The sequence below is a fragment of the Maricaulis sp. MIT060901 genome (genome assembly GCF_047123815.1).
Taxonomy (GTDB): Bacteria; Pseudomonadota; Alphaproteobacteria; order Caulobacterales; family Maricaulaceae; genus Maricaulis.
Map to the genome: position 1 here is coordinate 2,620,570 of NZ_CP138920.1, position 12,632 is coordinate 2,633,201.

General features: G+C 61.1%; 11 protein-coding genes. All 11 read left to right on the top strand.

Annotated elements, in window-relative coordinates; genetic code table 11:
* The 11 genes from mraY to ftsZ all read left to right on the top strand — a co-directional run bounded on the left by mraY (position 1) and on the right by ftsZ (position 12,495).
* The gene (mraY, locus tag SIC17_RS12820; RefSeq protein ID WP_412545607.1) at positions 1–1,104 is read left to right on the top strand and encodes a phospho-N-acetylmuramoyl-pentapeptide-transferase; all 1,104 of its coding nucleotides are present in this window, start codon (positions 1–3) and stop codon (positions 1,102–1,104) included.
* Between the two features lie 11 nt (positions 1,105–1,115).
* Complete coding sequence (gene murD, locus SIC17_RS12825) at positions 1,116–2,534, top strand: UDP-N-acetylmuramoyl-L-alanine--D-glutamate ligase (RefSeq protein WP_412545608.1); 1,419 nt, start codon at positions 1,116–1,118, stop codon at positions 2,532–2,534.
* On the top strand, positions 2,531–3,658 hold the full coding sequence (gene ftsW / locus SIC17_RS12830) for a putative lipid II flippase FtsW (protein ID WP_412545609.1): 1,128 nt from the start codon (positions 2,531–2,533) through the stop codon (positions 3,656–3,658). The genes murD and ftsW overlap by 4 nt, the downstream gene beginning before the upstream one ends.
* A gap of 44 nt (positions 3,659–3,702) precedes the next feature.
* Complete coding sequence (locus SIC17_RS12835; protein WP_412545610.1) at positions 3,703–4,761, top strand: UDP-N-acetylglucosamine--N-acetylmuramyl-(pentapeptide) pyrophosphoryl-undecaprenol N-acetylglucosamine transferase; 1,059 nt, start codon at positions 3,703–3,705, stop codon at positions 4,759–4,761.
* On the top strand, positions 4,758–6,164 hold the full coding sequence (murC, locus tag SIC17_RS12840) for a UDP-N-acetylmuramate--L-alanine ligase (protein WP_291892533.1): 1,407 nt from the start codon (positions 4,758–4,760) through the stop codon (positions 6,162–6,164). Before SIC17_RS12835 ends, murC begins: the two co-directional genes overlap by 4 nt.
* Positions 6,161–7,081: a UDP-N-acetylmuramate dehydrogenase gene (gene murB, locus SIC17_RS12845; protein ID WP_412545611.1), complete on the top strand. Its 921-nt coding sequence runs from the start codon at positions 6,161–6,163 to the stop codon at positions 7,079–7,081. Before murC ends, murB begins: the two co-directional genes overlap by 4 nt.
* 3 nt (positions 7,082–7,084) lie before the next feature.
* Positions 7,085–7,999: a D-alanine--D-alanine ligase gene (locus tag SIC17_RS12850; RefSeq protein WP_291902098.1), complete on the top strand. Its 915-nt coding sequence runs from the start codon at positions 7,085–7,087 to the stop codon at positions 7,997–7,999.
* Positions 8,000–8,073: 74 nt separating this feature from the next.
* Positions 8,074–8,895, top strand: coding sequence for a cell division protein FtsQ/DivIB (locus tag SIC17_RS12855; RefSeq protein WP_412545612.1), 822 nt, complete (start codon positions 8,074–8,076; stop codon positions 8,893–8,895).
* On the top strand, positions 8,892–10,223 hold the full coding sequence (gene ftsA, locus SIC17_RS12860; protein WP_291892541.1) for a cell division protein FtsA: 1,332 nt from the start codon (positions 8,892–8,894) through the stop codon (positions 10,221–10,223). The genes SIC17_RS12855 and ftsA overlap by 4 nt, the downstream gene beginning before the upstream one ends.
* Positions 10,224–10,317: 94 nt before the next feature.
* Positions 10,318–10,713 (top strand): hypothetical protein, encoded by a 396-nt coding sequence (locus tag SIC17_RS12865; protein ID WP_412545613.1) that lies wholly within the window; start codon positions 10,318–10,320, stop codon positions 10,711–10,713.
* A 147-nt stretch (positions 10,714–10,860) separates the two neighbouring features.
* A complete protein-coding gene (gene ftsZ, locus SIC17_RS12870; protein WP_291892544.1) occupies positions 10,861–12,495 on the top strand; it encodes a cell division protein FtsZ in 1,635 nt (544 codons plus the stop codon).
* Positions 12,496–12,632: the final 137 nt, after the last annotated feature.

The following is a 12,632-nucleotide window of genomic DNA, read 5'->3' on the forward strand; positions in this document are numbered from 1 at the left end:
ATGCTCTATCTGTTGTTCGCGCCGCTTGCAGAGGACCTGCAACTGGCGAACCTGTTTCGCTACATCACGTTCAGAACGGGTGGTGCATTGATGACGGCGATGCTGATCGCTTTCGTTTTCGGCAAGCCGATGATCGGCTGGCTGCGTCGCAAGCAGGGCAAGGGCCAGCCCATCCGCGAGGAAGGCATTCAGCGCCATGTGATCGAGAAGGCTGGAACGCCAACCATGGGCGGTTTCCTGATCCTGCTCGGGGTGATGGTCGGCACGCTCTTGTGGGCGGATCTGACAAATCAGTACGTCTGGATTGTGATATTCGTGACGGCCGGTTTCGGCCTGATCGGCTTTGTTGATGACTATATGAAAGTCACCAAGCAGAGCACAGCGGGTTTTGGTGGCAAGTTCAAACTCCTGTTTGAGTTCACCATCGCAGCCATTGCCGTCGTCTGGGCCACCAGCGTTGCACGGGCCAACGGCATGGATGCAGGGCTCGAGACGTCCATCGCCTTCCCGTTCTTCAAGGATTTCCTGATCAATATCGGGCCGTTGTTCTACGTCTTCGGCTGTATCGTCATCGTGGGCTCGGGCAATGCCGTGAACATGACGGACGGGCTCGACGGACTGGCCATTGTCCCGGTGATGATTGCCGCCGCGACCTTTGGCGTGATCGCGTACCTGGTCGGCCGGGTCGATTTCGCGGAATACCTGCAGGTTCATCACACGCCCGGCACCAGTGAGTTGCTGGTCTTCTGTGGCGCGCTTCTCGGGGCGGGGCTGGGTTTCCTGTGGTGGAACGCTCCGCCGGCGATGATCTTCATGGGCGATACCGGGTCGCTGTCGCTTGGCGGCGCGCTCGGGGCCATCGCCATCGCCGTCAAGCACGAGATTGTCCTGGCCATCGTCGGTGGCCTCTTTGTGCTTGAAATGGTTTCGGTTATGGTACAGGTGGCCAGTTTCAAGCTGACTGGTAAGCGTGTTTTCCGCATGGCTCCGATCCATCACCACTTCGAAAAGAAGGGCTGGGCCGAGCCGACAATTGTCATCCGTTTCTGGATTATTGCAGTCATTCTCGCATTAATCGGACTCGCGACGCTCAAATTGAGGTAAACTGCAACCAGATGATCCCGATCCATACATACAAGGGCCGCCGCGTGGCTGTGTTCGGATTGGGGCGCACAGGTATTGCGGCCGCTAAAGCGCTGGAAGCCGGAGGCGCTGAGGTGTCGTCCTGGGACGACTCTGAGGTCGCGCGTTCCAACGCCGAGGCTGCGGGTATCCACCTAGATGATCTCAATCGCCGGGACTGGGGCGATATCGCTGCCCTGGTGCTTTCGCCCGGTATTCCGCTGACGCATCCCAAACCGCACCGCATGGTCGAGCTGGCCAAGTCAGTGGGTGCGCCTGTGATCGGGGATATCGAGCTCTTCGCCCAGACGATCGCCGACCTGCCGGAGCGCCGTCGTCCGAAAATCATCGGCGTGACCGGAACCAACGGCAAGTCTACAACCTCCGCGCTGATCGGACATATCCTTCGCGAGACGGGTCGCAATGCCATCGTGGCCGGCAATATCGGCGACGCGATCCTGGCGCAGGATCCGCCGCGTCCGGGATCGTATTATGTTCTGGAATTGTCGAGTTATCAGATCGACCTGACCCAGTCGCTGGAATGCGATGTGGCTGTACTGCTCAACATTTCGCCGGATCATCTGGACCGGCATGGCGGGTTTGACGGCTATTTCGCCGCCAAGAAACGCCTGTTCGAAATGCAGAACACCCAGGGTGTCGCGATCATCGGTATCGATGACGACGAGACCAATGGTTTTTATTCAACCCTGCGTCAGCGGCGCCGAGAGGACCAGATCGTGCCCATTTCGGCAGGCCGTGTCTTTGCGCGCGGTGTTTATGCGCTGGGAGGCCGGGTTTATGACGCGCTGGACAGCGCCTCCCATCCACTTGTCGACCTCTCCAAGGCGCAGGCCTTGCCGGGGCGCCACAATGCCCAGAATGTCGCTGCCGCCCTGGCGGCTGTCCGCATGCTGGGGATTGGTGGCCGTGCCGCGGCTGATGCGATCGCCAGTTTTGGTGGCTTGCCGCACCGACAGGAGATCATCGCTAATGAAGGCGGTGTGCGCTTCGTCAATGACAGCAAGGCGACCAATGCTGAAGCAGCGCTGCAGGCGATCAATTGTTACAGCGATATCTTCTGGATCGCGGGTGGGCGTGCCAAGGAGGACGGGCTGGTCGCGCTGGAGCCATCGCTGCACCGAATACGCAAGGCCTATCTGATCGGAGAGGCACAGGACCAGTTCGCCGACGAGCTGGAGGGCAAGGTCAGCTGGCAGAAATGCGGTGATCTGGCCAAGGCCATCATTGCGGCACGTGAGGACACGCAAGGTGTGCCTGGAGCGGTGGTCCTGTTGTCTCCGGCCGCGGCCTCCTTTGATCAATTCAAGAGTTTCGAGGATCGGGGCGACGCGTTTTCCCGCCTGGTGCATGAAAACGGTGCCGCTTCCATGGCTGCTGGAGGCGCGGGTTGAATGCGCTTGCTCCCCGCGCGGCCATAAGCTGGTGGCGCGGCATTGACCGGACCCTGTTGTTTGTTGTCCTGGCGTTGATAGCGACAGGCCTGATGTTGTCCATGGCCGCAAGCCCGGCCGCAGCCGATCGCCTCGGTATCGAGGATCCCTTCTATTTTCTCTATCGACAGGGCGTTTTCGCGACGCTGTCGCTTATTGGTGTGCTGGCGATTTCCTCGCTCTCAGCCACCGGTGCACGCCGCCTTGCGGCTGTTGCCTTGCTGGGCTCTCTGGCCTTGATGATCGCCATGCCCTTTATCGGGCACGAGGTGAAGGGCGCGACCCGTTGGATTCGTATCGGCAGTTTCGGGCTGCAGCCATCCGAATTTCTCAAACCCGCCCTGATCGTCACGGCCGCCTGGCTGTTTGCAGAGCAAAAGCGCGGAGCGCCCGTGCCCGGGCGTATAATCGCCTTTGCGATCTTTCTCGTATCGATCGGGCTTTTGATGATTCAGCCGGACTTCGGCCAGTCCGTGCTTCTGACGCTGTGTTTTGGTGGCGTTTTTTTCGCCTCGGGCCTGTCCTGGATCTGGGTTGCCGGCCTGGGTGGCCTGGCCGTGGCCGGTTCTGGTGCGGCCTATATGATGTTTCCCCATGTCGCCAGCCGCGTTGAACGTTTTCTCGATCCGGAGAGTGGCGACACCTATCAGATCGACCGGGCCATGGATGCGATTTCGCGTGGCGGTATTGCCGGTGTAGGTCCGGGTGAGGGGGAGGTGAAGCACTTTCTGCCCGATGCGCACACGGATTTCATTTTCTCGGTTGCCGCCGAGGAATTCGGCCTGCTCGCCTCATTGTCGATCATCGGCCTGTTTTCCATTCTCGTCGCGCGCGCCTGGAGCCAGGCCATGCGTTTGACCGATCATTTCGCGCAGCTGGCTGTTGCTGGCCTGGCCTTGCAATTCGGATTGCAGGCGCTGGTCAACATCGCTGTGAACTTGAACCTGATCCCGCCAAAGGGCATGACTTTGCCTTTCGTTTCCTACGGGGGATCTTCCATGCTCGCGCTCGCTTTCGGAGCCGGCCTGATGCTGGCCTTCACCCGTCGCCGTCCCGGCGCTTATTCCAGTCGATACACCGCATGACACCCAGACGTTGCCTGATTGCCGCCGGAGGAACCGGCGGACACATGTTCCCTGCGCGCGCGGCCGCCGAAGCGCTGATCAAGCGTGGCTGGCAGATCCGCCTCGTGACCGATGCGCGCGGCATGAAACATACCGAAGAATTTCCGGCCGTGGCCGTCGACGAAATCCACGCGGCCAGTCCCTTCACCAAGAACCCGCTGAAACTTCTCAAGGCCGGGGTCGAGCTGACCCGTGGTCTGGCTGAGACCCAGGCCATCGTAAAGGCGTGGAAACCGGATGTTGTGGCGGGGTTTGGCGGATATCCCGCTTTCCCGGCCATCGCCTCGGCGAGGACGGCAGGCATTCCGTTTTGCATTCACGAGCAGAATGCGGTGCTGGGCCGGGTCAATCGGACGTTTGCGTCCAAGGCGGGTTTCATAGCGTCCGGTTTCGAACGCCTCGACCGCCTGCCCGAGCGGGCCCGCAAGCGCCATATCCTGACGGGCAATCCCCTGCGAGCGCCGATCGTGGACGCGCGAGCCGCCGGTTATCCCGAAATCTCGGATGACAGCCGGATCAACCTGCTGGTTCTGGGCGGAAGTCTCGGCGCGCGCATCCTGTCCGAGACGATTCCGGCGGCGATCGCAATGCTCCCGGAAAAGCTCAAATCTCGCCTTGATGTCGTCCAACAGACACGCGAAGAAAATCTCGACATGGCGCGAGAGACTTACAGCAACGCCGGCGTAAACGCCCACTGCGAGCCCTTCTTCAAGAATGTGGGGGAGCTGTTGGCCAATTCCCATTTCGTGATCGGACGGGCCGGGGCCTCAACGGTGTCGGAAGTCGCCGGCGTGGGGCGTCCCGCGATTTTCTGTCCGCTCGGTATCGCTGCTGACGATCACCAGAGCGCCAATACCGAGGGTCTCTACAAGGCGGTGGCGGCGGATGTTCTGCCCGAAGCCGATTTCACTGCAGAACGGCTGAGCGAATTGCTGGAAACCCGCCTGTCGAACCCGCAGGATCTGAAAGAACGCGCAGCTGCAGCGCGGGCGTTGGGGCGCCCGGATGCGGCTGAGGCGCTGGCCAAGGCCGTGGACGGCCTGGTGACAGGAGTAGTTGTATGAAATTTGCCGCTTTGCCCTTCCCGGTCGGGCCGGTCCATTTTGTCGGTATTGGCGGTATCGGCATGTCCGGTATTGCCGAGGTGATGCTTAATCTGGGCTACAAGGTCCAGGGATCCGACATCAAGGCCAATCCGAACGTCGAACGCCTGCGTGAGAAGGGCGCCAAGATTGCCATCGGGCATGCCGGTGAAAATGTTGAAGGCGCCGGCGCCATCGTCGTGTCTTCGGCCATCAAGCCGGACAATCCGGAACTGGTCGCGGCGCGCTCGGCCAAGATCCCGGTTGTGCGCCGGGCCGAGATGCTGGCCGAGCTGATGCGCCTGAAATACTCGGTCGCTGTTGGCGGTACGCATGGCAAGACCACCACCACCTCGCTGGTTGCCGTGCTCATGGACGCCGCGGGTGTTGATCCCACCGTGATCAATGGCGGCATCATTTCCGCCTATCAATCCAACGCCAAGGTGGGGCTGGGTGAGTGGATGGCCGTTGAGGCGGATGAGAGCGATGGCTCTTTCCTGAAACTGCGCTCCACCGTGGCCATCGTCACCAATATCGATCCCGAGCACATGGAGCATTACGGAGACTTTGATGTCCTGCGTGATGCCTTTTACCAGTTCGTCGAGAACCTGCCGTTTTACGGCTTTGCCGTCCTGTGCACTGATCACCCGGAAGTCCAGTCGCTGGCCTCCCGCGTCGAGGATCGCCGGGTCATCACCTATGGCTTCAACCCGCAGGCTGATGTGCGCATCGAGAATATGCGCGCGGAACCGGCGGGCACGACGTTTGACGTCCGTTTCCGCCTGCGCGGTCAGGACGAGGACATCTGGACGGATGTCTTCCTGCCCATGGTCGGCGAGCACAATGTGCTCAATACTGCAGCCGCCCTGGCGACGGCGCGCGAGCTTGGCCTGACGGTCGAGAAGGCGCGCTCGGGGCTGGCGGATTTTGGCGGTGTGAAACGTCGTTTCACCAAGGCCGGTGCCTGGAAGGGCGCCACGATCATCGATGATTATGGCCACCACCCGGTGGAGATCTCGGCAGTACTCAAGGCCGCGCGCCAGGCGTCGACGGGCAAGGTGATCGCCATCATGCAGCCGCACCGCTATTCGCGTCTTGCCGATCTGTTCGATGATTTCTCGACCTGTTTCAATGACGCCGACACGGTCATGGTCGCCAATGTCTTTGCCGCTGGTGAAGAGCCGCTGGAAGGTTTCGACCGCGACGGCCTGGTCGAAAGTCTCGCCGCGCATGGCCATCGCGAAGCCCTGGCCATCACCCGCAATGACGTTGCCCGTGAAGTCGCGGCGCGAGCAGGTGAGGGCGATATCGTCATTTTCCTCGGCGCCGGTGACATCACCCAGTGGGCCTACGCGCTGCAAGGAGAGCTGGAGGCGCTGGGTTGAGCCTCATCGAGCGCCTTCCAACCGTTCGCGGCAAATACATCGAGCATGCGCCGCTCAAGGACGTCACCTGGCTGCGGGTCGGTGGTCCGGCGGACGTGATGTATCTGCCGGCGGACGAGGCAGATCTGTCGCGTTTCCTCGCTGAAACCCCGGACGATATCCCGGTGCACGTGCTCGGCGCGGGATCGAACACGTTGGTGCGTGATGGCGGTATCCGCGGTGTTGTCATTCGCCTGGCGGGGCCGTTTGCGCGCACGGAAGTGCTCGAAGGCAATCGACTGAAGGCGGGCGCCGGTGCGCTGGACAAGATGGTCGCCAAGGCGGCAGCGAAGGCTGGCCTTTCGGGCATGGAATACCTGGTTGGAGTGCCGGGCACGATTGGTGGCGCGCTGCGCATGAATGCCGGTTGTTATGACCAGGAAACCAAGGACGTCGTCGTCTCTGTGCGTGCGATCGACCGCCTGGGCCGCATCATCGAGGCGAGCCCGGAAGAGCTGAACTATTCCTATCGCCATTGTGAGGCGCCGGAAGACTGGATCTTCACCTCGGCGGTGTTCCAGGGCACACCGGACGAGCCCACCGCTATCGAAGCGCGCATGAATGGCATCACCGAACGGCGCGAGGGCACCCAGCCGATCCGTGAGAAGACCTCCGGTTCGACTTTTGCCAATCCGGACGCGCCGGGCACGCCCAATCAGCGCCGCTCCTGGCAATTGATCGACAGTGTCGGCGGGCGTGGCTATCGCGTCGGCGGGGCGTTCTTTTCCGAACAGCACTGTAACTTCCTTATCAATGACGGCACGGCGACCGCGGCAGACCTGGAACAGGTCGGCGAGGATGTGCGCGCCCGTGTGAAGGAAAAACACGGCGTGGATCTGCGCTGGGAAGTGAAACGGGTTGGGGAGCCCCAGGAGTAAGTCATGAGCAAACGTATCGCAGTCCTTCTGGGCGGTTTGTCCCCCGAGCGTGAAGTCTCGCTGGTGTCCGGCAAGGCGGTGGCTGATGGTCTGCGCGAAAAGGGCCATGACGTTGTCGAGATCGATGCCGGGCGAGACCTCTATAACCAGCTGGTCGAGGCTGATCCGGATATCGTCTTCAACGCGCTGCATGGCGAGTGGGGCGAGGATGGAATGGTGCAGGGCGTGCTGGAGCATTTCGGCAAGCCTTATACGCATTCCGGTGTGCTGGCCTCGGCCCTGGCGATGAACAAGCAGATGGCCAAGGACGTGCTGCGCGCGGCGGGAATACCCTGTCCGGAAGGCATGCTGGTCAATCGCTTCGAGGCGGCCAAGACACATGCGATGAAACCGCCATACGTGGCCAAACCCAATGCACAGGGCTCGTCGGTCGGTGTTCATATCGTTCTGGAAGGCGCCAATCGTCCTCCGGCCGGGCTCGCTGCGGAGACGGATGATCTGGGTGATGAGGTGCTGGTTGAGCGCTATGTGCCGGGCCGGGAGCTGACCGTTGCGGTGATGGAGGACCGGGCGCTCGCCGTCACCGAGATCATCCCGAACACGACTTTCTATGATTACGAGGCGAAGTACGCGGCTGGCGGATCTGATCATATTTTACCGGCAAAAATTCCGGCAGAGGTCGAGAAGCTGGCCATGGAAATGGCGCTAAAAGCCCATAAAACCTTGGAATGTCGCGGGCTGACACGGTGTGACTTCCGTTACGACGAATCAGCAGAACACCCGCTATGGTTACTCGAAATTAACACCCAGCCGGGCATGACTCCTACGTCTTTAGCGCCAGAACAGGCGCAGTACTGCGGGATCGCGTTTCCAGATCTCGTGGATTGGATGGCGGAGAATGCGTCGTGTCGAAGGTGAGGCGCGGTGGACCGAAAAAGACGGTCCGTCGTAGAACCAGAGCCAAGTCCGCCGCGGTCCCAGCACCGCGGCGTTTGCGTAATTGGGTGGAAGCCCAGGTCCGAAGTGCGCGTTATCGTGTTGCCAATGCTGCTCGTCTGGGCGGAATTGCGCTCGCGGGCGTTGCGGCAGTGACCGTAGCTGGTCTGGCCCTGTTCGGCCAGCTTGATGACGTGCGCCAGTCTGTTGTCACCCATTCCCAGGTTCAGCTCGCCAAGGCCGGATTTGCCGTTGAGACCATTGATGTCTCCGGTGCCCAGGGCGTGATCGCCCACAATATTGTCGAGGCGACAGGCCTTGAGGGCGGTTATCCGATTTTTGCGGTCGATCCGGACGAGATCCGTGAACGTGTCGAAGCCATGCCGATTGTGCGTACGGCGTCTGTGGCGCGTTTGTGGCCCAATTCCGTGGCCGTCGTTGTTGAAACCCGCGAGGCCTTCGCCCTGTGGCAGGTTGAAGGACAGCTCAACGTGATCGACCGCTATGGCGTCGTGATGGGGCAGGCCGATGTGATGTCGCCGCCCGATCTGCCTCTGGTTGTCGCCGAAGGTGCCAATGACAGCGTCGTCGAGATTGTCGAAGCGCTGGATCGTCACCCGACCATTCGGGCCGAGGTCGTCGGTGCCGTGCGTGTGGGCGAGCGTCGCTGGAATCTGCGTCTTGAAAACGGCGCCGACATCAAGCTGCCGGAAGGCGATGTAAACGCCTCGCTGGCGATTCTTGCGCGCCTGCATTCCGAGCGGGGCGTATTGCGCCTGGCGGCCGAGAGTTTCGACCTGCGCGGGCAGGGTGACCTGATTGTACGAGCCTTGCCGGACCGCGCTGCGGCTGCAGGTATGCGGGAGCGCGACGCATGAGTTTCTTTGGCATGTTCCAGCGCCAGTCCCCGGCCGCCCAACAGCCGGCCAAGGGCAATGGCGTCTATGCTGCGCTGGATGTTGGCTCGTCCAAGGTTGCGTGTTTCATCGCACGGACTGACGAGACCATTGCCGGTCCGCGTCCGCGCATGGTCGGCGTTGGCCATCAGTCCAGTCGTGGCGTCCGCGGGGGCGCAATTGTCGACATGGACGGTGCTTCCGAAGCGATCCGCGCAGCGGTTGAACAGGCCGAGCGTATGGCCGGCACGGCTGTGACCGCAGTCAGTGTCAGCCTGTCTGCTGGACAGCCGAACTCAACCCGTATTGCTGCAGAGATTGACCTGCATAATCGCGAAGTGACCGCTAAGGACCTTCGCAAGCTTCTCAATGGCGCTCTGTCGGAATTCCAGGTGGATGACCGTGTCATCCTTCACGCCATTCCCTTGTCCTGGTCAGTGGATGATCATCGCGGTATCCGCGACCCGCGTGGCATGTATGGCCGTACTCTGGGCGTTGAAGTGCATGTCATCACGGCGGCGGTCGGGCCGCTACGCAATCTGATGAATTGTGTCGAGCGTTGTCATCTCAATCTCAAGGGTGTCGTCGCAACCCCGTACGCATCCGGGCTGTCCGCGCTGGGCGATGACGAGGTAAAGCTGGGCGCAACCTTGATTGACATGGGCGCCGGTGCGTCCACAGCGGCCGTATTTGCGGACGGGGCCTTGCTACACATCGACAGCGTGCCGCTGGGCGGTACGCATGTGACGTCGGATATCGCGCGCGGACTGTCGACGCCGATCGCCGCGGCCGAGCGTCTCAAGGTTCTTTACGGGTGCGCATTGGATAGTCCGGAGGATGATCAGCAAATGATCGAAGTACCTCCGGTGGTGGGGGAGGAGGGAGTCGGGTACGGCACAGCACCACGCTCTCTCCTCAACTCCATTATTCGTCCGCGTCTCGAGGAGACTTTCGAGTTGATCCGCGATCGTCTCGATGTTGCGGGTGTCCTGGCGGCGAGTGGCCGGACCATGGTGCTGACCGGTGGTGCAGCGCAATTGCCCGGCGCGACCGAGGTCGCAGCCCGTATCTTCGGCAAACAGGTTCGAGTTGCGGGCCCGAGCGGCATAACCGGCCTTGGCGATGCTGTGGCCGGTCCGGCTTTCAGTTCCGTCGCAGGGATTGTGCGGCGCGAGACACGCGGTGCCGCCGAAGCCATTTCCGGACCGCCACAAATGATGGACACGCCAGTGCGCGAGCGCCAAGCCCGTCCGGCCGGCGAGGCCAAGGGCGCCGCTGCGATGTGGCGCTGGTTTGCGGAAAGCTTTTAGGGCCCAATTACTTGCATAAACAATGAATGGGTGTGGTGCTGACAGGCATCATCTCATGCGTGTATGTACGGTCTTCGCTGGAGTTGAAGGTCCCATGGCGCATCATCACGTTTCCATCTGCAAGCAGTCCGGCCATGTTCAGGCCGTCATCGACGGCTATGAGGACTGGTTCTCGGCGACAGGCGTGGTCGAGGAGATTGTCGACGCGCTTGAAGCGAGCGACCTGCGTCGGGTGCAGCTTGATTTCCGGACCGCTCAGCTGGGTATTCATCCTGGTGATGCCGTCGAAATCGCGAACTTCTTTACATCTGTCACCGAGTTGAAGCTCGAAGTCACGATTTACCCGCCTGCCTCCGAACGGGGCCGGCAGGTGATCACGGCTTTCGCAAGCCAGATGTTACTTGCGGGACATAGTGTGCAGACCCGTGTCTGGACTGATAATCCAAGTGCGGATGATCAAGCGGGCGAGTCTTGGCGCGCTACGGCTTAGGGTGGTGCCGGCGCGGAAAACCACTCGTCAATAAATCCTGCCAAATTCTATGCATTTCTTATCACGCTTAACACTCGCTTAAGGCTCCCAAGCAGACAATACCCCGTGAATCGCTGTTAACCTTAATATCCGTACACGGGGTCGATCATGACGCTCAATCTCTCCATTCCGGAAACGACCGAATTGCGGCCGCGCATCGTCGTCTTTGGTGTCGGCGGCGCAGGGGGGAACGCGGTCAACAACATGATTGAATCCAGCCTGGAAGGTGTCGACTTCGTCGTTGCGAATACCGACGCCCAGGCACTGACCCGTTCACAGACTGAAAAGCGCGTCCAGATCGGCGCGGCGATCACCGAAGGCCTGGGCGCGGGCGCGCGACCGGAAGTTGGTGCCCAGTCTGCTGAGGAATCCATTGACGAGATCCGTGAGCACCTTGCCGGTGCCCACATGGTATTCATCACCGCCGGCATGGGCGGCGGCACGGGGACGGGCGCAGCGCCCGTCGTGGCCGCAGCAGCGCGCGAGATGGGCATCCTGACCGTCGGTGTGGTGACCAAACCGTTCCACTTCGAAGGCACGCGCCGCATGAAAATGGCGGAGAGCGGTATCGACCAGCTCCAGGATCATGTCGACACGCTGATCGTGATCCCGAACCAGAACCTCTTCCGCATTGCGACGGAAAAGACGACCTTTGCCGAAGCTTTCTCCATGGCCGACCAGGTTCTCCATTCCGGCGTCCGTGGAATTACCGACCTGATGGTCATGCCGGGCCTGATAAATCTTGACTTCGCCGACGTTCGCGCCGTCATGAACGAGATGGGCAAGGCGATGATGGGCACGGGCGAGGCCGAAGGCGAGAAACGCGCCGTTGAAGCTGCGCAGGCCGCGATTTCAAATCCGCTTCTGGACGATGTCTCCATGAAGGGCGCCACCGGCGTGCTCATCAACATCACCGGCGGGTACGATATGACCCTCTACGAGGTGGACGAGGCTGCCAATGAAATCCGCGCGGAAGTTGATCCGGATGCGAATATCATCGTCGGCTCTACCTTCGACGAAAACATGGAAGGTTCCATGCGTGTATCGGTGGTCGCGACCGGTATCGAGGCTGAAGCCATGGTGGCTCCGGACCCACGTGCCCGTACACGTCCGGCTGAACGGCAGCCGGCAGTCGCGGCTCAGCCCGCTGCCGCCGGCAATAACGCCAATGACGCCATCCTCCCGTGGAAGCGCATGAATTCTGATCGTCCGGGTCGGGTCATGGCCGAGCAGCAACGCTCCGAAGCGCCACAGCCACGTCACGAGACACCGGTTGAGCCGGAAGTCCAGGCAGAGCCGATGAAATTGGCTGCGGGTGCCGAGGAAATGGTCGATGCTGTGGCTCAGCAGCGCGAGATGCCGTCTGCTGATCCGTTTATTGCTCCGGCTGAACAGGTTGCCCAGGCTCCGGTCGAGGCACCGCAGGTCGTCATGGATCGTGAGCGTCTCCAGCGTGAGGCGGAAACACTGAATGCACGTTACGAGCAGCGTCGTGCCAGCGAAGAGCCGGCACCTGCTGCAACCGCTCCAACTCCGCAAGCGCCTGCGGAAGAGCCCAAGCGCGGTTTCTCGCTGTTTGGACGTCGTCGCAAGCCGGCTGAGAGCGCACCAAAAACGGCTCCGGTCGCCTCCAAGGCGCCCAGTGTCCAAGCACCGCGCGCGCCATCCGGGGACCTGTTTGGTGACAGCCTGGACGAGGGCGATCTTGAGATTCCGGCCTTCCTGCGTCGCCAGGCGAATTGATTGAAACAATCGCGTAACAAACCGCAACAAAGCTTTAGTTGTAGTCTAACCGCCCCTGTCGTTGTTTGTAAGCGAAGGGGCGGCTTTTTTGCCGCATTTGGGTAACCATAAGACGACGGCGAGTAGTTGTGATTAAC

Excerpts from the sequence above, each read along its gene's own strand:
- mraY (WP_412545607.1), top strand. The coding sequence starts at position 1 with ATGCTCTATCTGTTGTTCGCGCCGCTTGCAGAGGACCTGCAACTGGCG.
- murD (WP_412545608.1), top strand. The coding sequence starts at position 1,116 with ATGATCCCGATCCATACATACAAGGGCCGCCGCGTGGCTGTGTTCGGA.
- SIC17_RS12835 (WP_412545610.1), top strand. The coding sequence starts at position 3,703 with ATGTTCCCTGCGCGCGCGGCCGCCGAAGCGCTGATCAAGCGTGGCTGG.
- murC (WP_291892533.1), top strand. The coding sequence starts at position 4,758 with ATGAAATTTGCCGCTTTGCCCTTCCCGGTCGGGCCGGTCCATTTTGTC.
- SIC17_RS12850 (WP_291902098.1), top strand. The coding sequence starts at position 7,085 with ATGAGCAAACGTATCGCAGTCCTTCTGGGCGGTTTGTCCCCCGAGCGT.
- ftsA (WP_291892541.1), top strand. The coding sequence starts at position 8,892 with ATGAGTTTCTTTGGCATGTTCCAGCGCCAGTCCCCGGCCGCCCAACAG.
- SIC17_RS12865 (WP_412545613.1), top strand. The coding sequence starts at position 10,318 with ATGGCGCATCATCACGTTTCCATCTGCAAGCAGTCCGGCCATGTTCAG.
- ftsZ (WP_291892544.1), top strand. The coding sequence starts at position 10,861 with ATGACGCTCAATCTCTCCATTCCGGAAACGACCGAATTGCGGCCGCGC.